21 protein-coding genes and 3 pseudogenes are annotated in these 26,952 nt (G+C 63.9%); 21 read left to right on the top strand and 3 right to left on the bottom strand.

Features of this window, described 5'->3' with window-relative positions:
- Nucleotides 1-49 precede the first annotated feature (49 nt).
- The 12 genes from flgD (at nt 50) to WS70_RS17470 (ending at nt 12,927) form a co-directional block, all read left to right on the top strand.
- A complete protein-coding gene (gene flgD / locus WS70_RS17525; RefSeq protein ID WP_059469327.1) occupies nt 50-883 on the top strand; it encodes a flagellar hook assembly protein FlgD in 834 nt (277 codons plus the stop codon).
- 27 nt (nt 884-910) lie between these two features.
- Nucleotides 911-2,152 carry a flagellar hook protein FlgE gene (gene flgE / locus WS70_RS17520; RefSeq protein WP_059597525.1) on the top strand — a complete coding sequence of 414 codons (1,242 nt, stop codon included), beginning with the start codon at nt 911-913 and terminating at the stop codon, nt 2,150-2,152.
- Between the two features lie 26 nt (nt 2,153-2,178).
- Nucleotides 2,179-2,940, top strand: coding sequence for a flagellar basal-body rod protein FlgF (gene flgF / locus WS70_RS17515; protein WP_059469325.1), 762 nt, complete (start codon nt 2,179-2,181; stop codon nt 2,938-2,940).
- Between the two features lie 32 nt (nt 2,941-2,972).
- Nucleotides 2,973-3,761, top strand: coding sequence for a flagellar basal-body rod protein FlgG (flgG, locus tag WS70_RS17510; RefSeq protein ID WP_059597524.1), 789 nt, complete (start codon nt 2,973-2,975; stop codon nt 3,759-3,761).
- Nucleotides 3,762-3,781: 20 nt separating this feature from the next.
- On the top strand, nt 3,782-4,498 hold the full coding sequence (gene flgH, locus WS70_RS17505) for a flagellar basal body L-ring protein FlgH (RefSeq protein ID WP_059469323.1): 717 nt from the start codon (nt 3,782-3,784) through the stop codon (nt 4,496-4,498).
- Nucleotides 4,492-5,682: a flagellar basal body P-ring protein FlgI gene (locus tag WS70_RS17500; protein WP_059469322.1), complete on the top strand. Its 1,191-nt coding sequence runs from the start codon at nt 4,492-4,494 to the stop codon at nt 5,680-5,682. Before flgH ends, WS70_RS17500 begins: the two co-directional genes overlap by 7 nt.
- On the top strand, nt 5,683-6,612 hold the full coding sequence (flgJ, locus tag WS70_RS17495; RefSeq protein ID WP_059469321.1) for a flagellar assembly peptidoglycan hydrolase FlgJ: 930 nt from the start codon (nt 5,683-5,685) through the stop codon (nt 6,610-6,612).
- A 223-nt stretch (nt 6,613-6,835) separates the two neighbouring features.
- The gene (locus WS70_RS17490) at nt 6,836-7,594 is read left to right on the top strand and encodes a flagellar brake protein (RefSeq protein WP_059469320.1); all 759 of its coding nucleotides are present in this window, start codon (nt 6,836-6,838) and stop codon (nt 7,592-7,594) included.
- Nucleotides 7,595-7,766: 172 nt separating this feature from the next.
- Nucleotides 7,767-9,773, top strand: coding sequence for a flagellar hook-associated protein FlgK (gene flgK, locus WS70_RS17485; RefSeq protein WP_059469319.1), 2,007 nt, complete (start codon nt 7,767-7,769; stop codon nt 9,771-9,773).
- 15 nt (nt 9,774-9,788) lie between these two features.
- Nucleotides 9,789-11,021 (top strand): flagellar hook-associated protein FlgL, encoded by a 1,233-nt coding sequence (flgL, locus tag WS70_RS17480; RefSeq protein ID WP_059597523.1) that lies wholly within the window; start codon nt 9,789-9,791, stop codon nt 11,019-11,021.
- Between the two features lie 93 nt (nt 11,022-11,114).
- Entirely contained in the window at nt 11,115-11,561 is a 447-nt protein-coding gene (locus WS70_RS17475) for a hypothetical protein (RefSeq protein ID WP_159082914.1), read from the top strand.
- 58 nt (nt 11,562-11,619) lie between these two features.
- Nucleotides 11,620-12,927, top strand: coding sequence for a solute carrier family 23 protein (locus WS70_RS17470; RefSeq protein ID WP_059469316.1), 1,308 nt, complete (start codon nt 11,620-11,622; stop codon nt 12,925-12,927).
- A 372-nt stretch (nt 12,928-13,299) separates the two neighbouring features.
- Here the strand turns inward: WS70_RS17470 and WS70_RS33640 are convergent.
- Nucleotides 13,300-13,395: pseudogene (locus WS70_RS33640) on the bottom strand (transcriptional regulator); the annotation flags it as partial.
- Between the two features lie 215 nt (nt 13,396-13,610).
- Nucleotides 13,611-13,853, bottom strand: a pseudogene (locus tag WS70_RS17460) (IS110 family transposase); the annotation flags it as partial.
- Nucleotides 13,854-14,311: 458 nt separating this feature from the next.
- Here WS70_RS17460 and WS70_RS17455 point away from each other — a divergent pair.
- The 9 genes from WS70_RS17455 (at nt 14,312) to tssF (ending at nt 26,009) form a co-directional block, all read left to right on the top strand.
- Nucleotides 14,312-16,783 (top strand): type VI secretion system Vgr family protein, encoded by a 2,472-nt coding sequence (locus tag WS70_RS17455; RefSeq protein WP_059597521.1) that lies wholly within the window; start codon nt 14,312-14,314, stop codon nt 16,781-16,783.
- 11 nt (nt 16,784-16,794) lie between these two features.
- Complete coding sequence (locus tag WS70_RS17450; protein WP_226382779.1) at nt 16,795-17,547, top strand: DUF4123 domain-containing protein; 753 nt, start codon at nt 16,795-16,797, stop codon at nt 17,545-17,547.
- A gap of 40 nt (nt 17,548-17,587) precedes the next feature.
- Nucleotides 17,588-20,155, top strand: coding sequence for a T6SS effector BTH_I2691 family protein (locus WS70_RS17445; protein ID WP_059597519.1), 2,568 nt, complete (start codon nt 17,588-17,590; stop codon nt 20,153-20,155).
- Nucleotides 20,156-20,158: 3 nt separating this feature from the next.
- Nucleotides 20,159-21,232: a DUF6708 domain-containing protein gene (locus WS70_RS17440; protein ID WP_108033972.1), complete on the top strand. Its 1,074-nt coding sequence runs from the start codon at nt 20,159-20,161 to the stop codon at nt 21,230-21,232.
- Between the two features lie 152 nt (nt 21,233-21,384).
- Nucleotides 21,385-22,455, top strand: coding sequence for a DUF6708 domain-containing protein (locus WS70_RS17435; protein WP_108033971.1), 1,071 nt, complete (start codon nt 21,385-21,387; stop codon nt 22,453-22,455).
- Nucleotides 22,456-22,475: 20 nt separating this feature from the next.
- The gene (locus WS70_RS17430; protein WP_156438201.1) at nt 22,476-22,847 is read left to right on the top strand and encodes a hypothetical protein; all 372 of its coding nucleotides are present in this window, start codon (nt 22,476-22,478) and stop codon (nt 22,845-22,847) included.
- Nucleotides 22,848-22,927: 80 nt separating this feature from the next.
- The gene (locus tag WS70_RS17425) at nt 22,928-23,188 is read left to right on the top strand and encodes a PAAR domain-containing protein (protein WP_059471967.1); all 261 of its coding nucleotides are present in this window, start codon (nt 22,928-22,930) and stop codon (nt 23,186-23,188) included.
- A 12-nt stretch (nt 23,189-23,200) separates the two neighbouring features.
- Nucleotides 23,201-24,127 carry an AcrVA2 family anti-CRISPR protein gene (locus tag WS70_RS17420; protein ID WP_059471966.1) on the top strand — a complete coding sequence of 309 codons (927 nt, stop codon included), beginning with the start codon at nt 23,201-23,203 and terminating at the stop codon, nt 24,125-24,127.
- Between the two features lie 4 nt (nt 24,128-24,131).
- Nucleotides 24,132-26,009, top strand: a complete 1,878-nt coding sequence (gene tssF, locus WS70_RS17415) for a type VI secretion system baseplate subunit TssF (protein ID WP_059596858.1) — start codon at nt 24,132-24,134, stop codon at nt 26,007-26,009.
- Nucleotides 26,010-26,083: 74 nt separating this feature from the next.
- Here tssF and WS70_RS17410 read toward each other — a convergent pair.
- Nucleotides 26,084-26,880 (bottom strand): annotated as a pseudogene (locus tag WS70_RS17410) (transcriptional regulator GcvA); the annotation flags it as partial.
- Nucleotides 26,881-26,952: the final 72 nt, after the last annotated feature.

Raw genomic sequence — 26,952 nt, 5'->3', positions numbered from 1 at the left:
CCCTTTTCCATCGACTGAAAACACGCATAGCAGAGGAAGGCGAATCGGAATGACATCCTCCTTGACCACCATCGGCGGCAGCGGCACGACCGTGAACACGCTGCCGTTCGACACGATGAGCTCGAACAGCCAGTCGTCGAACACGACGGGCGCGAGCACGACGAGCGGTACGACCGGCACCAGCAGCTCGAACGCGAACATCAACGTCGCGAGCTCGCTGTCGACCACGTCGGCGAGCGATCTGCAGACGACGTTCCTCAAGCTGCTCGTCACGCAGTTGCAGAACCAGGATCCGACGAGCCCCGTCGACAGCTCGCAGATGACGTCGCAGCTCGCGCAGATCAACACGGTGAGCGGCATCGCGCAGTTGAACACGTCGCTCACGTCGCTGTCGTCGCAGCTCACGGCCGGCCAGCAGACGCAGGCGGCGATGTTGATCGGCTCGAACGTGCTGGCGCCGGGCAACACCGTACCTGTCAAGAGCGGCGCGGCGTCGCCGTTCGGCGTGCAGCTGACGAGCGCCGTGTCGAACCTGACGATCACCGTGAAGAACTCGTCAGGCGTCGTCGTCAACACGATCAACGCGGGCGCGCAGTCGGCGGGCACCGTGCCGTTCAACTGGACGCCGACCGACACGGCCGGCAACAAGCTGCCCGACGGCACCTACACGATCAGCGCGAGCTACACCGACACGTCCGGCCAGCAGTACGCGCCGACGACGCTGTCGTCCGCGCAGGTGCTGAGCGTCGTCAAGCAGGCCGACGGCACGCCGGGGCTCGTGCTGTCGAACGGATCGACGGTCGGCTTCAGCCAGGTCGCATCGATCTTCCCGAACACCACGACGAGCGCGTCGAACGGCAGCGCCTCGTCTTCCACCAACTGATCCAGCTTCTTCGCCACGGAGACCGAGATGGGCTATCAACAAGGTTTGAGCGGTTTGGCAGGCGCGTCGAGCGACCTCGACGTGATCGGCAACAACATCGCGAACGCGAACACGGTGGGCTTCAAGGGAAGCACCGCGCAGTTTTCCGACATGTATGCGAATTCGGTCGCGTCGGCTGTCAACAATCCGATCGGCATCGGCACGATGCTCGCATCGGTGCAGCAGCAGTTCAGCCAGGGCACGATCGCGTCGAGCACTTCGTCGCTGAACGTCGCGATCAACGGCAACGGCTTCTTCCAGATGTCGAACAACGGCGTCGTCACGTACTCGCGCGACGGCACGTTCCAGCGCGACAAGAACGGCTACATCGTCAACTCGCAGGGCCTGAACCTGATGGGCTACGCGGCCGACTCGAACGGCGTGATCAACAGCGCGGCGACCGTGCCGCTGCAGGCGCCGACGACCAACATCGCGCCGACCGCGACGACCAAGATCACCGGCCAGTTCAACCTGAACTCGCAGGACCCGGTGCCCGCGACGACGCCGTTCAACTATTCCGATCCGACGAGCTACAACTACACGACGTCGGTGCAGGCGTTCGATTCGCTTGGCGGCTCGCAGAACGTCAACCTGTACTTCGTGAAGAGCTCGACGACGGGCCAGTGGGAAGCGTACGCGGGCCCGTCGGGCCAGACGCCGACCGATCTCGGCTCGGTCAGCTTCAACACGGCGGGCACGATCACGGGCACGTCGACGCCGGCCGGTGCGCCGACGACGAACGTCGGTCAGTTCTCGTTCTCGATTCCGACGACGACGGGCGCGGCGAACCCGCAGAATCTGACGCTCGACCTGACGGGCACCACGCAGTACGGCGGCAAGAACGGCATCAACAACCTCGCGCAGAACGGATTCGCGAGCGGCGTGCTGACGACGTTCTCGATCGGCGCGGACGGCAAGCTGACCGGCAACTACTCGAACGGCCAGACGTCGACGCTCGGGCAGATCGTGCTCGCGAACTTCAACAATCCGAACGGCCTCGTGAGCGTCGGCAACAACCAGTACGTCGAGACGGCCACGTCGGGTGTGCCGCAGATCTCGGTGCCCGGCAGCACGAACCACGGGACGCTGCAGGGCAGCGCGCTCGAAAACTCGAACGTCGACCTGACGAGCCAGCTCGTGAATCTGATCACCGCGCAGCGCAACTACCAGGCGAACGCGCAGACGATCAAGACGCAGCAGACCGTCGACCAGACGCTCATCAACCTGTAAGCGGCCTTCGCGGACAACAGCCAGCCATGGACCGACTGATCTATACGGCGATGACGGGCGCGACGCAGTCGCTCGAGCAACAGTCCGTCGTCGCGAACAATCTCGCGAACACGTCGACGACGGGGTTCCGCGCACAGCTCGCGACGTTTCGTGCGGTGCCGATGAACTTCGACGACGGCAGCGGCAACGTCGATCCGTCGACGACCCGCACCTACACGCTGTCGTCGACGCCCGGCGCGGACTTCACGCCGGGCCCGATCGAGCGCACGGGCAATCCGCTCGATGTCGCGGTTCAGGGGCCGGGCTGGCTGTCGGTGATGCTGCCGGACGGCTCCGAGGCGTACACGCGCGCGGGCAACCTGCACGTCGACCAGAACGGGCAGCTCGTGACCGCGAACGACCTGCCCGTCGTCGGCAACGGCGGCCCGCTCGCCGTGCCGCCGAACGCGCAGCTGACGATCGGCCAGGACGGCACCGTGTCGGCGCTGATGCCGGGCGATCCGCCGACCGCCGTCGCGATGATCGATCAACTGAAGCTCGTGAATCCCGATCCCGCGACGATGAAGCGCGGCGACGACGGCCTGTTCCGCACCGCGGACGGCAATCCCGCCGATGCCGATCCGGCCGTGAAGGTCGTGCCGAATTCGCTCGAAGGCAGCAACGTCAATCCGGTGGCGGCGATGGTGTCGATGATCGACAACGCGCGCGCGTTCGAATTGCAGACGAAGCTGATCCAGTCCGCCGACCAGAACGAGCAGGCGGCGAACCAGCTGCTCAATTTCAGCTAAGCACAGCCAAGCGCCAGACAAGGAGTCAACACGTGAACCGTTCCCTTTACATCGCCGCGACCGGCATGAACGCGCAGCAGTCGCAGATGGACGTGATCTCGAACAATCTCGCGAACGTGAGCACCAACGGCTTCAAGGGCTCGCGCGCGGTGTTCGAGGATCTGCTGTACCAGACCGTGCGCCAGCCGGGCGCGAACTCGACGCAGCAAACCGAGCTGCCGTCGGGCCTGCAGCTCGGCACGGGCGTCCAGCAGGTCGCGACCGAACGGCTCTACACGCAGGGCAATCTGCAGCAGACGGGCGGCTCGAAAGACGTCGCGATCAACGGCCAGGGCTTCTTCCAGGTGCTGATGCCGGACGGCACGAACGCCTATACGCGCGACGGCTCGTTCCAGACCAATGCGCAGGGCCAGCTCGTCACGTCGAGCGGCTATCAGGTGATCCCGGCGATCACGATCCCGCAGAACGCGACGTCGCTCACGATCGGCAGCGACGGCGTCGTGTCGGTTACGCAGCCGGGGTCGAACAACGCGGTGCAGATCGGCTCGCTCCAGATCGCGACGTTCATCAATCCTGCCGGCCTCGAGGCGAAGGGTGAGAACCTGTTCGCGGAAACCACGTCGTCGGGCCAGCCGAACGTGTCGCAGCCGGGCCTGAACGGCGCGGGCACGCTCAACCAGGGCTACGTCGAGGCGTCGAACGTGAACGTCGTCCAGGAGCTCGTCAACATGATCCAGACGCAGCGCGCGTACGAAATCAACAGCAAGGCCGTGACCACGTCCGACCAGATGTTGCAGACCGTCACGCAGATGTCGCGCTAACCGGTCCCAGGTCCGAAGCCATGAAGCAGGTTCGTCTTCTCCCGCAACCGGCGCGCGGCGCGCGCAACGCGGCGGCGTGCCGCGCCGCCGCCGCCGTCGCGGCCGCGCTCGCGCTGGCCGGCTGCGCGCAGCTTCCGCGCGAGCCGATCATCCAGCAGCCGATGTCGGCGACGCCGCCGATGCCGCCCGCGATGCAGGCGCCCGGTTCGATCTACAACCCGGGCTATGCGGGCCGGCCGCTCTTCGAGGATCAGCGGCCGCGCAACGTCGGGGACATCCTGACGATCGTGATCGCGGAGAACATCAACGCGACGAAGTCGTCGGGCGCGAACACGAACCGGCAGGGCAACACGAGCTTCGACGTGCCGACCGCGGGCTTCCTCGGCGGCCTCTTCAACAAGGCGAATTTGTCCGCGCAGGGCGCGAACAAATTCGCCGCGACGGGCGGCGCGAGCGCGGCGAACACGTTCAACGGCACGATCACCGTGACGGTGACGAACGTGCTGCCGAACGGCAATCTCATCGTCAGCGGCGAGAAACAGATGCTGATCAACCAGGGCAACGAGTTCGTGCGCTTCTCGGGCATCGTCAATCCGAACACGATCTCGGGTCAGAACTCGGTCTACTCGACGCAGGTCGCGGACGCGAAGATCGAATACTCGGCGAAGGGCTACATCAACGAAGCCGAGACGATGGGCTGGCTGCAGCGCTTCTTCCTCAACATCGCGCCGTGGTGAAGACGATGCGTACCTTGCTCGCGCGCGTCGTGCGCGCTCTCCGTTGGACCCGCCGCGCAGCCGCGCGCTGCGCGCTCGCGGCCGCTTGCGTGCTCGCGCCCGTCGCCGCGCACGCGGAGCGCCTGAAGGATCTCGCGCAGATCCAGGGCGTGCGCGACAATCCGCTGATCGGCTACGGCCTCGTCGTCGGCCTCGACGGTACCGGCGACCAGACGATGCAGACGCCGTTTACGACGCAGACGCTCGCGAACATGCTCGCAAACCTCGGCATCTCGATCAACAACGGCTCGGCGAACGGCGGCTCGTCGGCGATGACGAACATGCAGCTGAAGAACGTCGCCGCGGTGATGGTGACGGCGACGCTGCCGCCGTTCGCGCGGCCGGGCGAGGCGATCGACGTGACGGTGTCGTCGCTCGGCAACGCGAAGAGCCTGCGCGGCGGCACGCTGCTCCTCACGCCGTTGAAGGGCGCGGACGGCCAGGTCTACGCGCTTGCGCAGGGCAACATGGCGGTGGGCGGCGCGGGCGCGAGCGCGAACGGCAGCCGCGTGCAGGTGAACCAGCTTGCGGCCGGGCGGATCGCCGGCGGCGCGATCGTCGAGCGGTCGGTGCCGAACGCGATCGCGCAGATGAACGGCGTGCTGCAACTGCAATTGAACGACATGGATTACGGCACCGCGCAGCGGATCGTGTCGGCGGTGAATTCGAGCTTCGGCCCGGGTACCGCGACGGCGCTCGACGGCCGCACGATCCAGCTCACGGCGCCCGCCGATTCGGCGCAGCAGGTCGCGTTCATGGCGCGGCTGCAGAACCTGGAAGTGAGTCCCGACAAGGCGGCCGCGAAGGTGATCCTGAACGCGCGCACGGGCTCGATCGTGATGAACCAGATGGTGACGCTGCAGAACTGCGCGGTCGCGCACGGCAATCTGTCGGTCGTCGTCAACACGCAGCCCGTCGTGTCGCAGCCGGGGCCGTTCTCGAACGGGCAGACGGTCGTCGCGCAGCAGTCGCAGATTCAGCTCAAGCAGGACAACGGCGCGCTGCGGATGGTGACGGCGGGCGCGAATCTCGCCGAAGTGGTGAAGGCGCTCAACTCGCTCGGCGCGACGCCCGCGGATCTGATGTCGATCCTGCAGGCGATGAAGGCGGCGGGCGCGCTGCGCGCGGATCTGGAGATCATCTAAGTGACGACTTTCACGAAAGCGAACGATCTGTCGCAGCGCTTCGCGCTCGACGTTCAAGGGTTCGACGCGATGCGCTCGAAGGCCGCGGCGGCGACGCCGCGCGAAGGCGTGAAGATGGTCGCGGGCCAGTTCGACGCGATGTTCACGCAGATGATGCTGAAGAGCATGCGCGACGCGACGCCGTCGAACAGCCCCTTCGATTCGAGCTCGTCGAAGATGTACACGTCGATGCTCGACCAGCAGCTCGCGCAGCAGATGTCGGGGAAGGGTATCGGCGTCGCGGACGCGCTGGCGAAGCAACTGATGCGCAACACGAACGTCGCGCCCGACGCGCAGGGCGAAGGCGGCCTTGTCGCGATGAACGCGCTTGCGAAGGCGTATGCGAACGCGTCGTCCGGAAACGGCGCGCTGGCGGGCACGCGCGGCTATTCGGCCGCGAGCGCGCTGACGCCGCCGCTCAAGGGCAACGGCAGCTCCGCGAACGCGGACGCGTTCGTCGAGAAGATGGCGGGCGCCGCGCAGGCGGCGAGCGCGGCGACGGGCATTCCGGCGCGCTTCATCGTCGGCCAGGCGGCGCTCGAATCCGGCTGGGGCAAGCGCGAGATCCGCGGCGCGAACGGCGAGTCGAGCCACAACGTGTTCGGCATCAAGGCGACGAAGGGCTGGACCGGGCGCACGGTGTCGGCCGTCACGACCGAATACGCGAACGGCAAGCCGCACCGCGTCGTCGCGCAGTTCCGCGCGTACGACTCGTACGAGCACGCGATGACCGACTACGCGAACCTGCTGAAGAACAACCCGCGCTACGCGGGCGTGCTGAATGCGGGGCACAGCGCGGAAGGCTTCGCGCACGGGATGCAGAAGGCCGGCTACGCGACCGATCCGCATTATGCGAAGAAGCTGATTACGATCATGCAGCAGATCGGCTGACGCGAACCGAGCAATCGTTCGGTGCATTCGGTACATTTCGGACCGCGCCAGGCTTTGGCCTCGCGCGGTTTTAACGTTTGCTAAAAAAATAAACTCCGGTTTCGATCTAAACTTTGCGCTGCTGTTGCCGCTAAACGTGAGAGACCAACGATCGGGCGGATCGCGCCCCGGTCATAACGCGCCCCCAACCCGCCGGGCGCATCGAGATAAATACCGGCAAGCCATGAATACCGAACAGTCGACGAGTCAGGCCGCGAGCGCCGCCGCGCATTCCGGCCATGATTACGGCCGCCGCAATCCGCTCGAGATCGGCGTCCAGCTGCGCAATCTCGTCAATCGTGGGGATTTCCTGACCGTCCAGTATCAGGGCGGCCAGCTCGTCACCCGTATCCTCGACGTCGACGTCGGCGCGCGAACCTTCGTGTTCGACTGGGGCGCGCTCGCCGATCAGAACGCGGGCATTCTCGCCGCGCCGCACTGCGTGTTCCATGCGTCGCCGGACGGCGTGCGCGTCGAATTCTCGACCGCGACCCCGCGCGAAACCCGCTACGAAAACCTCCCCGCATTCGAAGCCGACTTCCCCGACGTGCTGTACTGCGTGCAGCGCCGCGAATATTTCCGCGTCGACGCGCCGATCCTCGATCCGTACGTGTGCTGCGGCAGGCTGCCGGACGGCGAGAGCTTCCGGTTCGAAGTGCACAACCTGTCGCTCGGCGGCCTCGGGCTGCGCACGGTCGACGAGCGCGTGTCCGCGCTCGAGCCGGGCATGACGCTGCCCGACGTCGAGCTGAACCTGAACGGCCACGGGATGCTGTCGCTCGATCTGCAGCTCGTGTCGCACCGCTCGACCGACGCGCCGAACGGCGCGCGCCGCTACCAGCTCGGCTTTCGCTTCGTATCGCTGCCGGGCAACGCCGAGAACACGCTGCAGCGCCTCATCACGCAGCTCGAGATGAAGCGCCGGCAGCTCGCGCGGGCCTGATTCGCGGCGGGCGAAGCAGCCCGCGACGCCTGCGGCCGCGCTCGCGCGCCGACCGCAGGACGCCGCGCGCATTTTTGCGCATGCGGTCCCTCAATTTTTCTCACGCGCGGCCGTTATACCGGGAGTCCACGCAACCCGGCGGCCGCGGCGCGGCCGGCTCATAGGATCGCGCATGTCCAATACCCTCATGAACCTCGGGATCAGCGGCCTGAACGCCGCGCTCTGGGGGATCACCACGACCGGCCAGAACATCAGCAACTCGGCGACGCCCGGCTATTCCGTCGAGCGTCCCGTCTTCGCGGAAGCGAGCGGCCAGTACACGAGCAGCGGCTACCTGCCGCAAGGCGTGACGACCGTCACCGTCGAGCGCCAGTACAACCAGTATCTGTCGAACCAGCTCAACGCCGCGCAGACGCAGGGCAGCTCGCTGTCGACCTACTATTCGCTCGTCGCGCAGCTGAACAACTACGTCGGCAGCCCGACGGCCGGCATCTCGACCGCGATCACGAACTACTTCACCGGCCTGCAGACGGTCGCGAACAACGCGGCGGATCCGTCCACGCGGCAGACCGCGATCAGCAACGCGCAGACGCTTGCGAGCCAGCTCGTGGCCGCGAGCCAGCAGTACTCGCAGCTGCGCCAGACCGTGAACTCGCAGCTCACCGACACCGTCACGAAGATCAACGGCTACACCACGCAGATCGCGCAGCTCAACGAGCAGATCGCGTCGGCGAGCTCGCAGGGCCAGCCGCCGAACCAACTGCTCGACCAGCGCGATCTCGCGGTGTCGAACCTGTCGCAGCTCGCGGGTGTGCAGGTCGTGCAGAGCAACGGCAGCTACAGCGTGTTCCTGTCGGGCGGCCAGCCGCTCGTCGTCGGGAACGCGAGCTATCAGCTCGCCGCCGTCGCGTCGCCGTCCGATCCGAGCGAGCTCACGATCGTGTCGAAGGGCATGGCGGGCGCGAACCCGCCGGGCGAGACCCAGCCCCTGCCCGACGTGTCGCTGACGGGCGGCACGCTGGGCGGCCTGCTCGCGTTCCGCCGCCAGACGCTCGATCCCGCGCAGGCGCAGCTCGGCGCGCTCGCCGTCAGCTTCGCCGCGCAGGTCAACGCGCAGAACGCGCTCGGCATCGATCTGTCCGGCAATCCGGGCGGCAATCTCTTCACGGTCGGCAGCCCGGTCGTCTATGCGAACCAGGGCAATACCGGTAGCGCGACGCTGTCCGCGTCGATCGCGGACGGCACGCAGCCGCCGTCTAGCGACTACTCGCTGTCGTTCGACGGCGCGAAATACACGCTGACCGATCGTGCGACGGGCAGCGTCGTCGGCACGGCGACGCCGACATCCACGCCGCCGACGATGACGATCGGCGGCTTGAATCTGTCGCTGACGAGCACGCCCGCCGCAGGCGACGCGTTCACCGTGCTGCCGACGCGCGGCGCGCTCGACGGCTTCGCGCTCGCGACCTCGAACGGCTCGGCGATCGCGGCGGCGTCGCCGGTGCTCGCGGCGAGCGCGCCGACGAACAGCGGCACGGGCGCGATCACGCAGGGATCGGTGAGCACGGGCTATCAACTGCCGTCCGGCACGACGACGCTCACGTACAACGCATCGTCGAAGACGCTGTCGGGTTTCCCGGTCGGCACGACGGTGACGGTCGCGGGCCCCCCGTCGGTGTCGTACGACATCACGACCGCGACGCCGTCCGTGCCGTACGACCCGTCGCAGGGCGCGTCGATGACGATTTCGAGCACGACGCAGCCGCCGTCGTCGTCGACCGTGATCAACGGCGTGAGCGTGTCGCTGTCGGGCACGCCTGCGGACGGCGACCAGTTCACGATCGGCGCGAACAAGGGCACGAATGACGGCCGCAACGCGCTCGCGCTGTCGCAGCTCGTCAACTCGAAGACGATGAACAACGGCACGACGACGCTGACGGGCGCGTACGCGGGCTACGTGAACGCGATCGGCAACGCGGCGAGCCAGTTGAAGGCGTCGAGCACCGCGCAGACGGCGCTCGTCGGCCAGATCACGGCGCAGCAGCAGTCGGTGTCGGGCGTGAACCAGAACGAGGAAGCGGCGAATCTGATGCAGTATCAGCAGCTCTATCAGGCGAACGCGAAGGTGATCCAGACGGCGGATTCGCTGTTCCAGACCGTGCTCGGTCTGTTCAACTGAACGAGGTAGACGGCGATGCGCATTTCCAGCTCTCAGCTCTACAGCCTGAACGTCGACATGATGAACGACCAGCAGGCGCAGATCGCTCAGCTCTACCAGCAGGTGTCGAGCGGCGTCAGCCTGACGACGCCCGCCGACAATCCGCTCGCGGCCGCGCAGGCGGTCCAGCTGTCGGCGACGTCGGCGACGCTCGCGCAGTACACGTCGAATCAGTTCGTCGTCCAGACCGCGCTGCAGACCGAGAGCGCGACGCTCACGAGCGTAAGCGACGCGCTCAACGCCGCGCATCAGGCGATCTTGCACGTGGGCGACGGCGGGTTGTCGGACAGTGACCGCGCGGCGCTCGCCGAGCAGATCCAGGGCTCGCGCGACCACCTGCTCACACTCGCGAACACGGCGGACGGCGCCGGCAACTACCTGTTCTCGGGCTTCCAGCCGACGACGCAGCCGTTCTCGAACAAGCCGGGCGGCGGCGTCACGTACGCCGGCGACTATGGCGCGCGGACCGTGCAGATCGCCGACACGCGCACGATCTCGCAGGGCGACAACGGCGCGAGCGTGTTTACGTCGGTGCCGTTCCTCGGCAGCCTGCCGGTGCCCGCCGCGGGCGCGAGCAACACGGGCACGGGCACGATCGGCGCGGTCAGCATCACGAATCCGTCCGATCCGACCAACACGCACCAGTTCACGATCACGTTCGGCGGCACGGCGGCGGCGCCGACCTACACGGTGACCGACAACACGGTCGCGCCGCCGACGACGACCACTGCGCAGCCTTACTCGGCGGGCGTGGGGATCAATCTCGGCGGGCAGACGGTCGCGGTGTCGGGCACGCCGGCGGCGGGCGATACATTCACGGTGACGCCCGCGCCGCAGGCGGGCACCGACGTGTTCGCGACGCTCGACACGGTGATCGCCGCGCTGAAGACGCCCGTCGGCAACAGTGCGACCGCGTCGACCGCACTGACGAACACGATGGCCACCGCGTTGACGAAGCTGATGAACACGATGACGAACGTGCTGACCGTGCAGGCGTCGGTCGGCGGCCGCCTGCAGGAAGTGAAGGCGATGCAGTCGGTGACGACGACGAATTCGCTTCAGACGACGAACAGCCTGTCGAACCTGACCGACACGAACCTGCCGGCCGCGATCAGCCAGTTCCTGCAACTGCAGAATTCGCTGAGCGCCGCGCAGAAGGCGTTCGTGCAGATGCAGAATCTGTCGCTGTTCCAGTATCTGAATCCGTAAGCATCGCGGCTTGCGCTCGCGATTCGGCGGCGGCGTCCAGCCGATTCGCGTCCGCTCGGCGGCGGCTGCGCCGTCCGCGGCGAGCTTGATGCGGTGAAGCGGGCGGCGTGGGCCGCCCGTTTTGCTTTCGGGCGCGGTTTCGTTGCCGTCGATTTTGCGGGCGCGGGCGCCATGCCGGATGCGTCGGGACGGCAAGTCGCCGAATGGCCTTGTCGCCGCAGCCGTGCAGACCGCATCGGCCGCATCGGCCGCATGAGCTGCATGAGCCGCTTGAGCCGCTTGAGCCGCTTGAGCCGCTTGAGCCGCGTCGGACGCGACTGCGCCGGCTCGCATGTCTTCGGCGCACGCCGGCTGCGCGCCCGATGCACCCGCCTCCTTGCCCGCGTCCCGCCTGCTGCCTTCGACGCGGGCGGCCTTCGCCGCATCCGCGCGCGTTTCCTTTCCCGTTTCTTGCGTTTCCTGTCCGCGCGCATGCCGCGCGGCGGCCGTTTTTGCGCGCCGCTTGTCAGCGCGATTCCCGCTTCGTACACTCGCGCCTGATTTTGCCTCGACGCGCCGTCGCGCGCGCCTCAATCCAGACAACAAGGAGAATCCCGCGATGGCCGATTCCTATTTCCCGCGGTGGCGCGCGCAGCCGCGCGACGACGCGGCCTGCGTCGTCGCCCCCGACGAGCGCCTGCCGTGGCCGCAGACGTTCGCGATGGGCGTGCAGCACGTCGTCGCGATGTTCGGCTCGACCGTGCTCGCGCCGCTCCTGATGGGCTTCGATCCGAACCTCTGCATCCTGATGTCCGGGATCGGCACGCTGCTCTTCTTCGTGCTCGTCGGCGGCCGCGTGCCGAGCTATCTCGGCTCGAGCTTCGCGTTCATCGGCCTCGTGATCGCGGTGACGGGCTACGGCGGCGGCGGCGCGAACCCGAACGTGCCCGTCGCGCTCGGCGGGATCGTCGCATGCGGCGTCGTCTATGCGCTGATCGGCGTCGTCGTGTCGGCGATCGGCACCCGCTGGATCGAGGCGCTGATGCCGCCCGTCGTCACGGGCGCGATCGTCGCGGTGATCGGGCTCAACCTCGCGCCGATCGCGGTGAAGAGCGTCTCCGCGTCGACGTTCGATTCGACGCTCGCGCTCGTGACCGTGCTCTGCGTCGGCGGCGTCGCGGTGTTCGCGCGCGGGATGCTGCAGCGGCTCCTGATTCTCGTCGGCGTGCTGATCGCCTATGCGATCTACGCGGTGCTCACGAACGGCATGAGGCTCGGCAAGCCGATCGATTTCGCGAGCGTTGCGAACGCCGCGTGGTTCGGCGTGCCGACGTTCCATCGGCCGGTGTTCGATCCGCACGCGATGCTGCTGATCGCGCCCGTCGCGGTGATCCTCGTCGCCGAGAATCTCGGCCACATCAAGGCGGTGAGCGCGATGACGGGCCGCAACCTCGATCGCTACGTTGGCCGCGCGTTCGTCGGCGACGGGCTCGCGACGATCGTGTCGGGCAGCGTGGGCGGCACGGGCGTGACGACGTATGCGGAGAACATCGGCGTGATGGCGGTCACGCGGATCTACTCGACGCTCGTGTTCGTCGCGGCCGCGCTGATCGCGATCGTGCTCGGCTTCTCGCCGAAGTTCGGCGCGGTGATCCAGACGATTCCGGGACCGGTGCTGGGCGGCGTGTCGATCGTCGTGTTCGGCCTCATTGCGGTGACGGGCGCGCGGATCTGGGTCGTGAACCGCGTCGACTTCTCGGACAACCGGAATCTGATCGTCGCGGCCGTCACACTCGTGCTCGGCGCGGGCGACTTCTCGCTGAAGTTCGGCGGCTTCGCGCTCGGCGGGATCGGCACCGCGACGTTCGGCGCGATCATTCTCCATGCGCTGCTGCGCAGGGAGAAGGAGCCGGGGCCGATGGTGTGAGTGACGGCGGTTCGGGGGCGAAGCGCGGCGAGGCGCGGCGGGGGGGCGGCGGGGGGGCGGCGGGGGGCGATCGAGGCGCGGCGGTCGGAGTGCAGAGGTCGAAGCGCGGCGGTCGAAATGCGGCGGTAGAAGCGCGGCGGTCGAAATGCGGCGGTCGAAATGCGGCGGTCGAAATGCGGCGGTCGAAATGCGGCGGTCGAAATGCGGCGGTCGAAATGCGGCGGTCGAAATGCGGCGGTCGAAATGCGGCGGGTGGTGCGATCGCACGGCGTTCGCCGCGCGATCGATCCGGCGCTCAATCGGCGCGGCGCGTAGCGTAGCAAACGGTCGTCCGGTCGACTTTCCCGATCCGACGCCCGCCCGTCCGGGTATTCAGCCGCCGTGAGCCTGCGCTTCGAGCCACGCACAGAACCGGCCGACGAGCGCCTCGCCCGCCGTCTTGCGCGGCGCGATCCACCAGTAGCTGCGCGGTTGGGGGGGGGCGTAAGATTCGAAGGCGTCCCGTTTGGCCTTTATTTATGAGGGTTTCGGGCGGTTGGTTGTGCCGCATCGGTCCGGGAAGTATCGTACAATCCCTAATTTTTTCGGGTGCTTTTTCGGGTAGATTTTAGCGTGAAAGAAACGGGACTCAGGGCGAGCGCCTGCCTGACCAATGCAGGTCATCTGGAGGAGAACTCTGGCGGTCAGGCGGTGGTGGAGTTCTGGAAGCCGTGCTTGACCAGGGCCTTGATCCAGCGAGGTGCGTTGCGTTGAACGGCGAGGGCTTCATAGTCAACGACGGAGTCCCGGTAATGTTCGCGTCGCTTGAGGATGAAGTAGACGGTACGCAGAATCTTGTGGGCGAGTGCGATGATGGAGCGCTTGTAGCCTCGCCTGGGGAGGAGAGCCTGGAACTTCGCCTTGAACACTGACTGGGTGTGGCTGGCAAAGTCACTTTGACGGGAGGCCAAAAAATGCCACGCAAAGGTATGCCCGCCACTGCCCTCCCGGACGGCGGCGGCGTCTCTCACAGTTGTTCGAGCGCAAAGATCGACGGCAACACGCGGTAGACCATGGCTGGGCCGTGTCCGGGGGATGTCCTCCTTTCGGTACGTATATATTCCGTGCGTTGTCAGGCGGATAGCGGCACGCGATTGATTGATGTTGGTCGAGTTGCGAATTTATGAGAGGGAACGTGTGTTTTTTGCCGTTCGCCGAGCGAAAATCCCTCAATCTAACCTGACAGTTTTCCCCGTGGGCCTTCAAGGGGCTTTGTGGGATACGTCTGAGCTTATCGCTGCACGTCGGGGCGGGCACGAGCATTGTCAGCTCCACTTTGCCGGTGCATTCCAGGGCGCACGGGCGGCCCGGCGGCACTTCGCGCCCGGATCAACGGATAAGAACAATGCAGAATACGGCACAAGCCCTGAGAGACCTTGCGCTGGGGCCGCAGCACAACCGGCAAGTGCAAATTAGCTTTCCGGACGATAACGCACCTCACAATATCCTGCTGCCGAACGCATTCGAGGCAGTTGAAGCGCTATCGAAGGATTTCGCGTACAAGATTGAAATCCTGTCGGATAACGACCACCTTGCGCCGAAGGATTTCATCGGCAAGCGCGTGACGGCCAGCTTGGTGCGCGGCGACGGCAGCCGACGATATTTCAATGGCCATATCTTCGCGTTCCGGCACATTCGCACGGACGGCGGCTGGGTATTCTACGAGGCGCACGTGGGCCCGTGGCTGAGCTACCTGAAGTACAGCCAGCACAATCGCCTGTTCCTCGATCAGAACCTGCACGACCAGACAGCGACGGTTTTTCAGGACTATGGCGTGTTGCCCGAATGGGCGTGGCAGGTCGGGGAAGACGATCCGCGCATGACGATGGCCTGCCAGTTCGACGAAGACGATCACAATTACGTTCATCGGCGTTGGGAACACGCGGGCTATCTGTACTGGTACGAGCACACGGCCACGTCGCACAGGCTCACTATCTCTGATCCGACGCGTCCCGCGCCCGCGATCGATGGCAAGGTACACGAAATCCGCTTCCACAATGGCATGGGCGCAGAGGAATCGGACAGCATTCTGAGCTGGTCCCCGTTCCAGCAAACCACGTCGACCCATGCGGAATTGTCCCGTTTCGACTTCAAGACCCCGACGCCGACTCACGTTCAAACGAGTCTGTCGAGCCCGGAAGCCGCGCTGCCGCAGCTTGAATGGAACGAATACGCTGGCGCGTACGGCTATCGGAACATGGAGCATGGCTATCAGGTTGTCAATCGCCGGATGGAGGAAATCGAAGCGACGATCAAGCGTTTCGACGCAAAGGGCAACAATCGCTTCGTGCAGCCGGGGCGCTGGTTCCGACTGACGGACCGTTACGGCTCGGCGCTGAGCCGCGACCCGAGCGACGACGAATACCTGATTGTCTCGGTCCGGCACGTGGCGACCAACAACTATCTGCAAGACACGGGCGTGCTGGCGGAGTACCGCAACGAATTCACCTGTGTCCCCAAGGCCACGCCATGGCGTCCCGGACGCGGCTTCAACAGCGTCGACGCGAAGATTCTCGCGCCGCAGACAGCGACCGTTGTCGGCCCATCCGGCGCGAGCATTCACACCGACGAACATGGCCGGGTGCTGGTTCAATTCCACTGGGATCGCGACGGCAAGTATTCGACATGGGTGCGGGTCGCAAGCGGCTGGGCCGGCGGCGGCCAGGGGATCGCGGCGCTGCCCCGCATCGGTTCAGAAGTGATCGTGCAATGGCTCGACGGCAATCCGGACCATCCGATCATCACGGGCCGCGTGATGAATGCGCGCAACGTGCCGTCGTGGAAACTGCCGGACGAGAACGCGCTGATGGGCATCCGCAGCCGTGAGCTGACCGGCGCGGACGGCAACGCCTCGTCCGGCCGCAGCAATCACCTGATTTTCGACGATACGGCGAACGCCATTCAGGCGCAACTTCGGTCGGACCATGCGGCAAGCCAGTTGTCGCTCGGCAAGATCACGCGGATCGAGGACTGGCAGGGCCGAAAAGATGCCCGAGGCGAAGGCTTCGAGTTGCGTACCGATGAGGTTGGCGCGATCCGTACCGGCAGGGGCATGGTGATCAGCACAGAGGTGCGTCCCGCCGCGCAGGGGCACCTCTCGGACGTTAGCGAACCGACATCGCGGTTGACCAAAGCGCAAACGTTACACGGACAACTTGGCAAGCTCGCGCAGCACTATCAGGCGCAGGACAACGGAGTGGATCAGACGCCAATCGCCGATGCGCTGAAATTGCAGGTGGATGGCATCCAGGGCGCGGGGGCGACGGGCAGTCGTGACAAGGGCGATTTCCCGGAACTCAACGAAGCGCACCTGTTGTTGGCTGGCGCGGCCGGCATTGCCGTCACGACGCCCGCGACAGCGCACGTCACGGGCGGCCAGCACGTGGCCGTCACGGCCGGCGACAGCGTGTCGGTCGCGACAGGGAAATCGTTCTTCGCCAGCGTATCGGACAAGTTCTCGCTGTTCGTGCACAAGATGGGCATGAAGCTGATCGCGGCGAGCGGCAAAGTGCAGGTGCATGCGGAAAACGACGAGCTGGAGCTGCTGGCGAAGAAGGTCTTGTCGATCATCAGCACGACGGACTGGATCAACATCACCGCCAAGCAGGGCATTCGCTTGACGGCCGGCAACAGCCAGTTCGAAGTGAGCGCGAAAGGTATCGTGGGCTACACGCCCGGCGAGAACAAGATTCACGCGGGCAGCCACGATACTGTTGGGCCGCAGAGCGTTCCGGCGCAGTTCCCTGGACCGGACTTGTGCTCGCAATTGGCCGACGGTGCCGCACAAACCGGCCAAGCGTCGATCACGCTCGCCTGATGGACGGTCGAATGAAAACGTCCCCGCCCCCGATGCTGCCCGTGCCCGATCACCAGGCGCTACCGACGACCGGATTTCTGCTGGTGGAACCTGCGACACTCGCGCACGTGCCCGATCTGGCCGCGCTCGACATGCGCGCCTGCACGCCGCGCGTGCTGGCCCATCGCGAAGAACTGATGCCGCGGTTGATCGACCTCGCTGCGCTCGATCCGGAGGGGCAACGGATTGCGATCGAACGATGGCAGGAGGAAACAGAGGTTGAACGACCGCCCGCAATTTGCGCGTGGATCGACAGTGCCGTGGATGCCGATGCGCTTGCTGAACACATCGCACGGTATCTGGTCGGTCCTGGCGAGGGCGGGCATCCGGTGTTCTGGCGATACTATGATCCGCGTGTCTTGAGCCTCACGCTGGCGGTGTTCGATCCGATCCAGCGGATGGCCCTCCTGGGGCCCGTTCACGAATGGCGCTTCGTCTGGCATAGCCATCGCTGGCGCAGCGCCGGCCTAGGTGCCGAAATTGTGCCGCTGGACGCTCAACCGTCCGGCTGGCCGCGCCCGGACCAGTGGCCTCGCATCAACCGCAGTGAGATCGCCGACCAGATTCGCCGGCGGCTGCCGGCACTGTCGGCCGATCAGGCAGCGCAGTTGCCGGCTGCGCTCGATCGGGCCCTGTGCTCGGCGGGCGAGTTGGACGCGATGACCACCGATGCGCTCGTCGACGATGCGGTTCAACGTATGCGGCACGCTTTCCTGACCGAATAAAGGCTATCACTTCATACCATGAAATTCCGAGGGGCAACCCATGCCGACCACTAAAGGCTGTCCGCTGTGCGATCGTCAGTCGCTGCTGATTTATCCCGCTCGATACGCGATCGCGTGCCCGCGTGGTGCGTCGAAAGCGCCGGCTCTGTCTGGCAATTTTCGGATTGATGGGCGCGCCCCTCAGGCCGTCGCCGCCGCCAAGTACACGCTGCGCGCGTTGCGTCCTGGCTATCTGTACACGTACGACGAGAAACGGAAGAAGCTGAGCGCCTACATGGTGCTTGACGATGGAGTCATGTGGAGTTTCCCCCCGGACGTGACGCCACCGCCCGGCGATGCGGAGAGCGCGCTAACCCAAGGCTGTGCGAGAAACGGAGACATGGCTTTTGAGTCGCTCGGCCGTTGCGTGAGCGTCGAACACACGCCCGGAGGCGACGAAGCGACCAACCTCTGGATTGGCTGGTCGAACGTGCGATGGACCAAAGACCTCGTACACAACAAAATCAATGACGCAGCTTGGCGCAAGCAGCATATGCAATGCGTCAACATCCCCGCGATGCTAGGCGGAGGCGCGACCGATACGGGCGAATTTCAAGCCACGCAGGGCAAGATCGCCCATTTCGCGATGGATGCCCAGGCAATGAAGGCCGCGTTCGACTTCAGCAACCGCGCGCCCAAGGATGAGATTCGTCTACGTCAGCGCAACGTCGCCAAACGAATCGGCGACGCGATGGCCGAGTCGCCCAACAAGAAAGGTTTTGTGGTGGCGGTCAACGATCCCGTTGGCCTTACCAATGACCTCGCCGAACTGACCGTCCCCAACCTGAACAATGGTTTCGACGAACAGGTGTACTGGAAGTGGACATCGGCGCAACTGCTCGAACGAGCCGAAGCGGGAATCCGGGCCAATGCGAAGGCTGTGACCGGTCTGACCTATGGAACCTCGAAAACCATCGCGGACGCCAACGCGGTCAATATGAAGGTCGGCGCACCAATCGCGCCGGATGCAATTGGGTTTTTCCACGTGATGCGTTCCTGGATCAGGACGGGGAGTTTTGAACAGGCGGTAAAGGAGGAAGAGCGCAAGACCGAAAACGTCCCCGCAACACAGGAAGAGGCCGCGAATGAGGCGTGGGAGGACGCAGCGTTCAAGGTCGGTCCCGACGGGAAGCGAACCAGCGTGCTCGATGAAGAGGCGTTGAAACGCTTCCCGCAGGAGTATCAGCAAGCACTCGAGGCCTTCAAGCCGAAATGGCAGCCCCTGGTACAGGCACATGCGGATTGGCTCAAGTCTCAACTGCTCGCCGAATGGATGGCTGGGGTTCATGATCAGCAGGATCTTCGAAGTGGTTACGCATATAGTGAGTCGTGCGCACAGGCCATTGGTGCTGCTGTCGGCACGGAGGCTTGCAAGAAAGTGCTCGATGGCTGGTTGAACGGTCAGGCGTCGAACATCCGCAATCTGTACGCGCGCGCCCTGATGTTCAATCAGGACACGCTGATGAAAGCGGCGGATGCACAGGTACACGGTTCTGATATCCAGTACGAGAACTTCCTGAACCTCTACAAGGAAGCGTTCAAAAAGATCGAAAATCTCGGCAACGCGGCCAACCTGCGCGATCGGCTCATCGTGACGACTGCCAATCAGATCGTCGACGTACTTACGAAGGCCACGCGGGGTGCCGCGCTCGGCTTCGTGACCATTCGTTTGGCGATACAGTCCGGCGTTCGACTCAAACCGTCGCAAGTCAGCAAGCTTGCAATCCGCGACTGGGCTTTACAGCAAGCCCGGGAGTTGGGCGTCAAACTGGATGGCAACCGGACCGAACAGCGCGCGTCGGCGACTCAAGTCGGGAAACAGGTCTTGAGGACGGCACCACCAAGTGACCCGAATGTCGTCGCCTATGAGATGGATGTCGAGGCCCTGGTCCGAGACGGGAAACTGGAGGCCGGCGCGATCAAGGCCGTTAAGGTTCCGGGCGTGGATGCCGCCAAGAAGTGGCTCGGCTCAGCCCGAGAGTTCAATCTCGGCGTCGTGACGGTGATTTTCCAGATGGCGACGCTTACCTTCGCGGCAAAGGATTGGGCGGGCAGCGATCAGTTCAGCCAACGCGAAACCGGTCTGAAAGCAGTTGGAGCCGTCGTTTCGATCGTCGGGACCGTTATTGAAACCGCGTCGGAAACCGTGGCGAAAGCGCCGGCTCATCCGCTGTCGGCGTTCATCATGAAGCAGTGGGCCGGCGCCAGCGAATGGGCCGAGGTCGGGGCGAAGGTCGGTCGCGGCCTTGGTGCGATTGCCGGTATCGTGTTGGCTGGGTATGACATCGTCAAGAACATGCCGGAGGCATATGGCAATAAAGAATACGGTCTAACTGCTCTCTATGCTCTAAGTGGAGTTCTAGGCGTATACGTTGCGGCTGCCGCATTCTTCAGCCTGCCGCTGTTCTGGCCTGCCTTGATCCTATCTATTTTGGTGGGTATCGCAATCGCGATTTTCAAGGCGTCGGCCCTCAAAGACTGGGTGTCTCGCTGCAAGTTCAGTAAGGGGGAACACTACGACTCGCTCGAGGCAGAGCTCAAGGCTTTCACCTCGGCGGCAGGAGGTTGATACATGGACGAACGCGTCATGAAGAAGTGTATCGGCAAGCCAGTGCCGGAATGGGATCTGGCGCATCGCTTGCCGATCAATCGATCCGTTGGTCCAGACGTCCAGGATTTTGGGTCGACGTTCAGCATTAATTCAACCTACATGGACGTGATCGAACCGTCCTTTCTAGAGAAGCAGTGGTTTGTCACTGGTGTTGTAGTGGCCTTCTTAGGTATTGGGATTGGCCCGTATGTGTATTTCCTGACGCACGCTGACCCAGCTCCTCCGTTTTGGATGTTCGTATTTAATTGCATAGCCATCTTCCCAATAGTCCTTTTCGGCACGCTAGTCTGGAAGCTTGGGCGCGGCCTATTCTTTGGTCTGCGCTATCGGCCAATCCGCTTTCATCGTGAAGCCCGCAAGCTTTTTGCGATTCGTGTGCGCCGCTTCTTCGCGAAGCCAGGCGAGGGCGATGTCATTTGGGAAGCGCCGTGGACGGAAGATTCGATTTTCTGTCTGCACCGCGAAGACACGTCTTTCGGTACGATCTTCCACATCCGTCATTACACGGTCGATGACCACGGCAATGTCACTCGTGTGTTCTCGATCGGCCGGGAATGGACCGGCAAGCGGCAGGTCGAAATGGCGCTCGCGCAGTGGAACTATTGGTGCGCATACATGAACGATGGTCCGAACGGTTTGCCCAAGCCGATGCTGTTTCACACGCAGCGCGAGACGCCGCGCGAGTCGTTCCTGTTTTCGCTGTATAGCTTCGGGATGCGTGCGCCGGTCTTCATTCGTCTGCTGATGATGCCGCTGATTCTGATTTTTACCGTTATGCGAATCGTTGCGAATGCGACTTGTCGCGATCCTGTCTGGCCAGCCACGATTAAGCATATCTCGTTGATCGCGCCCGACGACCTTTACGCGGAACCACGCTCTGGGACGCCTGTCGGATGGGGCGACACGGTCTTGGCCCAGCAGCGCGGCGAGTACCCGAATGATCCCAAGGCTCGCGTCGAAGGCTGGACGGGTGAAACGGACGGTCGAATGCATGCCGCAGCTTGGCTCGACAAGCCGGCCGCTCGCGCAACTTGATGGGCCCTCGGGAGCCGGTTATCACAATCGCGATTTTCAAGGCGTCGGCCCTCAAAGACTGGGTGTCTCGCTGCAAGTTCAGTAAGGGGGAACACTACGACTCGCTCGAGGCAGAGCTCAAGGCTTTCACCTCGGCGGCAGGAGGTTGATACATGGACGAACGCGTCATGAAGAAGTGTATCGGCAAGCCAGTGCCGGAATGGGATCTGGCGCATCGCTTGCCGATCAATCGATCCGTTGGCCCCGATGTTCAGGATTTCGGCTCGACGTTCTGCATCAACACGACCTTCATGGATGTGATCGAGCCATCATTTCTTGAAAAGCAATGGTTCATCACTGGAATCATTTTCGCATTCGTATGTATAGGAATTGGGCCATATGTATATTGGCTAACGCATATTCGATATTCGGATGCCGCAGATTCATTGGGCGATGTTTTTGCTGTATGCATTTCTCTGGGTTTTTCCTTCCTTGTCTGGAAATTCGGGAGAGGTCTATTCTTTGGTCTGCGCTATCGCCCGATCCGCTTTCATCGCGAAGCTCGCAAGCTTTTTGCGATTCGTGCTCGCCGTTTCTTCGCGAAGCCCGGCGAGGGCGATGTCATTTGGGAAGCGCCGTGGACGGAAGATTCGATTTTCTGTCTGCACCGCGAAGACACGTCTTTCGGCACGATCTTCCACATCCGTCATTACACGGTCGACGACCACGGCAATGTCACTCGTGTGTTCTCGATCGGCCGGGAATGGACCGGCAAGCGGCAGGTCGAAATGGCGCTCGCGCAGTGGAACTATTGGTGCGCATACATGAACGATGGTCCGAACGGTTTGCCCAAGCCGATGCTGTTTCACACGCAGCGCGAGACGCCGCGCGAGTCGTTCCTGTTTTCGCTGTATGGCTTCGGGATGCGTGCGCCGGTCTTCATTCGTCTGCTGATGATGCCGTTGATTCTGGTTTTTACCGTTATGCGAATCGTTGCGAATGCGACTTGTCGCGATCCTGTCTGGCCAGCCACGATTAAGCATATCTCGTTGATCGCGCCCGATGACCTTTACGCGGAACCACGCTCTGGGACGCCTGTCGGATGGGGCGACACGGTCTTGGCCCAGCAGCGCGGCGAGTACCCGAATGATCCCAAGGCCCGCGTCGAAGGCTGGACGGGTGAAACGGACGGTCGAATGCATGCCGCAGCTTGGCTCGACAAGCCGGCCGCTCGCGCAACTTGATGGGCCCTCGGGAGCCGGTTATGAAGTTCGCCACTACGATATGTGCGACGGCATTCTATCTTTTTGCCTCGAACGTGCACGCTAAATGCGATGATGTTGGCCGCCTTGCGGCTGCTATTGCGCTCGTGCATCTCAAGCAGGAAGGGCTGACGGATAACGACAAGGTTGATTTCAAGAAAACCCAGTGGAAGCAGCTCGCTGTTCAACATCTCGATACGCCCGAGTCGGTCGGCAATGACGAGTACCGTTACGTGCACGATATCGTCTTCACCGAGAAACGCGGAATGACCATCGAGGTCATCACGACAAGTGTCGCCACGCAGCACGAATCCTGTGCAATGTCGGATACAAATGTGTATGTCGTATCGAAACGATTTCTCACGGAAGAGTGATACGCCCGGCGTTGTATCACTGCACGAGATCGACGCGCTGAAGGGCCCCTGATGGTCGCGCAAATTGGAGTCAGCAGACGATGAAAGACGAAAACGGACGCGGCGTGATTCGCCTGCGCGACAAGACGACCCACGGTGGTGAAGTGATCACCGCGAGCGACGATTTGACAGCGCTTGGCGTTCCGGTTGCGCTGAAGGATCACCTGACATGGTGTCCGAAGTGCGGCGGGCAGTTCAGGATCATCCCGGAAAACAGCACGCGCAATCACCATGGTACGCCGGTCGCCTTTCACGACGATCCAACGGAGTGCGGCGCGCGATTGATTTCATCGCTCGAGTAAAAGGCGTCGCGCATGAACGGCTCGACGAATCGAATGAAGGAAACAGCATTGACCAGCGCATCGTCACGCAACATCGCCTTAGCATCCGATGCTCAGCGTCAAACGCTGCGCGCCGACATTCGTCAGCGGCTCGCTACCGCGCTGATGCGCTCAGGCGACGCCGTCACCGATCCGAAGCTCGCTCGCTTGCCTGGACCGGTTCGCTATCGGGTCAGGGGTGCGCTCGCCGCGTGGGACGCGCTGCGAACCGCAACAGACCGCCTGCTCGACGCCGCCTATATCGCGGAGGATGTGCCGATAGGCATGCTCGAGATGCCGACCGACACGCTATGCATCGTCCCCGAACCCACCCGCTGGAAACAAGCCGGCGACATTGAGGCGATCGCGATTTTCAAGAACGACCGGTCAATCGGATTTGCGACATGGTTAATGGCCGGCGGCCCCAGCGACGGTGCGGCAATGGATTCGATTACGCTGCCGCTGGAGGACCCCGACAAGACGATCCGTGAATTGGTGGATGAGTTGTTCCAACAGCCCGCGGCTGACGGATTGCCCGATTCGCCCGACGCTCAGCAGTTCTGGCGCAACGCCCTGAACTATGCGATCAAGATGTCGTTGTACCTCAACGCACGCGACGCGCAGGTTGTGCGTGATCGCGCTTATTCGAGCGCGTCGCGACACTTTCCGGGGCTCGGCAAGCGCAAGCGCACGGAACGGCTCGCGGAAATCGAACAGCTCTACGACCGACACATCGTCGGCCCCGCGATTTTCGACGCTGAGGCGGCCGGATCAGTTCCATCGGACAGCGCACAGCGCGAAGTGAGCAGTCACTGGCGGCGGCCGCATTTCCGGATGCAACCATACGGCCTGCAAGCGGCATTACGCAAACTTATCTTCGTCGGCCCAACGCTTGTGCGTCCCGACCGGCTGGGGCTGTAGCTGAATGGATCACCTGCTGTCGCATTACGAATACGAACTCGGGTTGCTCGCGCGGGCGTTGGGCGATTTCGCCATCCGCTATCCGAAGATCGCCGCCCGGCTCGGCATCCAGAGCGGCCGGACCGACGATCCGCATGTTACGCGTCTGATTCAGACCTTTTCGCTTCTTGCCGCGCGCCTCGATTCGAAGCTGGCTGACGACTATCCCGAATTCACCGAGGCGCTGCTAGAGGTTGTCCATCCGCACTACCTGCGAACCGTGCCATCGTGCGCGATTGCCCGATTCGAACCACGGGGGATCGTCGGTCAACTGACAGAACCGGTCGTCGTGCCGCGCGGTATGGCGTTGAACGCGCGCACGGCCCCGGTGCGATTCCGGTCGACCTACAACGTGACCATCTCGCCGTTGCAAATCCGGTCCGCGCGGTATACACCGACGACGCTGGCACCGTCGGCCGTGAGATTGCCAGCCGACGCAACCGGTGTGCTGTCGATCAGCTTTACGTCGGCCGCTGGTCCGTTCACGGCGGCCATTCCGGACGGTCCCATACGTGTATTCCTTACCGGTGAGCGGCCGTTCGTCTCGTCGCTGCTGGACGCTTTGCTGTTGCGCGCGGCTGCCGCGTACGTTGAGGTCGATCGATGTGGGCGCTGGCGGGCCCTATCGAAGGTGCCGTTCGAACCGGTCGGTTTCTCCGATGACGAACGCTTGTTGCCGGACAGCCGAACCACCAGCCGGATCGCGACCACCTATCGTTACCTGCTGGAATACTTCGCGTTTCCCGAGTTGTTCGATTTCGTTGATCTAGACATGGGACGCGTGCGGCGTGCAGCAAGCGCCCCCGACGCTCGGGAACTGACCTTGCATGTCGTATTGCGCGATACGCCCGCCGACCCGGTCGCTGCGCTGGCGCTCGCGTCGCTCGACGCAACGGCGTTCAAGCTGTTCTGCACGCCCGTCGTGAATCTATTTTCACAGCCGGCCCAACCCATTGTGTTGAAGGGGCAGGATGCCTATCCGGTTCAGCCCGTGCGACTGGCGAAACATTCGCCGCTGGGCGTGTATTCGGTCGACGCGGTCTATCTGGGCGAGTTGTCCAGGAAAAAAGACAAAGACGAGGACGTGCCGCTCGAAAGCGATCGCCCCAGAATTCTGGTGCGGCCTTATCAGGCCCTGAGTCACGATCCACGCGCTGATTCAGCGGCGGTCTATTGGGTCGCGTTTCGTGATCGCGACGCCGGATCGGCCGGCCATCAAACCATGATGTTGTCGTTGGTCGGACTGGATGGACAGTCGGCCCGGCCGAAGCTGCCGCAAATCGATGTAATGACGACAGTGACAAATCGCGACCTGCCGGCGCGCTTGCCCATCGGCAATTCACTGGGCGATTTGCTGCTCGAAAACAAGGCGCTGGATTGTCCGATCCAATTGATCACTCGGCCGACGTTGACGGCCGAGCTGCCGCGTGGCAACGGCGCGTTGTGGCGCGTGCTGTCGACGTTGTCGCCGCATTCGCTGGACCTGACGCGGGACGGGCTGCCGGCCCTGAAAGCATTCCTGCGGCTCCACGCGGTGCGCACAACGCCGCTGGTACAGCGCTGCATCGACGCGATCACCGATCTGGACTACAAGCCGGCGATCAAATGGATGTCGCTGGATAGTCAGTTTCCGTCGTTCGTGCGTGGCATCGAAATCATGCTGTCGTTCGATGAGACCGCGCTGCGAGAGGTCAGTCTGGTCGTGTTCACGAAACTGCTCGAACGGTTCTTCGCGTCGTACGAGCCGATGAACAGCTATGTTCAGTTGGTGGTCCGTTCGGCGCAGACCGGCCAGGAACTGACGCGAGGTGCGGCCACGCCCGGCATGCAGCCGCTGATCTGATCCCGGGCAGGTCTGATCTACAACCGGATAGAGGTATCCTTAGGGGCCTTGATTTATAAGGCTTGCTTGCTTCACCAGTAGCTGCGCGTCGCGATTCGCGGGCCCGGCAGCGGCGTCACGAGCCGGCCGCTCGCAAGCTCGTCGGCGATGAGCGGCAGCGGCCCGAGTGCGGCGCCGAGGCCGTCCACCGCCGCCTGCAGCGCGAGATAGAAGTGGTCGAACGACTGCTTCTTGCGGCCCTTCATCGGCGTGCCCGCCGCGGCGAACCACTCGCGCCATGCGTCGGGGCGCGTATCCGAATGCGGCAGCACGTGGCGTGCGAGATCGTCCGCGCCCGCGATCGGCGCGCGTTTCAGGAGCGCCGGACTGCACACGGGAATCATGCTTTTGTCGAGGAACCGGCCGCTCGCGCAGTTCGGCAAGCGGCCGGGCCCGCGCCGGATCGCGACGTCGAAGCCGTCGAGCGAGCCGAGCGGCGCATTCGACGTCGACAGCTTCAGCTCGACGTTCGGCGCTTCGCGCTGGAACCGTGACAGGCGCGGCAGCAGTCATTTCATTGCGAATGTCGGCAGCGCGTTGATGCGCAGCACGCGCGCGGCGCCCGTCCGCGCAACTGCTCGGTCGCGCGTGCGATGCTGTCGAACGCCGCCTCGACGGTCGCGAGATAGCGGCGGCCTTCGTCGGTGAGCTTCACCCGCTTGCCGTGCCGGAGGAACACCGGCTTGCCGAGCCACGCCTCGAACGCGGCGATCTGCCGGTTGATGGCACCGTGGGTCACATGCGGCTCCTCGCCCGCGGCGCTGAAGCTTTCATGTCTTGCAGCTGCCTCGAAGGCCTTCAGTGCAGGAAATGGCGGGAGATCGCGTGCCATGCTTGTGATTCTAGATCACAAAGCCGCGCCGATAAAATCGTTTGGAGTCCACGGCGAACGGGCGTAACCTCG

Origin of the sequence: Burkholderia mayonis, from assembly GCF_001523745.2 — a bacterium.
Taxonomy (GTDB): Bacteria; Pseudomonadota; Gammaproteobacteria; order Burkholderiales; family Burkholderiaceae; genus Burkholderia; species Burkholderia mayonis.
The sequence above is the reverse complement of the archived record's forward strand: the minus strand, read 5'-3'. Positions and strand labels throughout refer to the sequence as shown.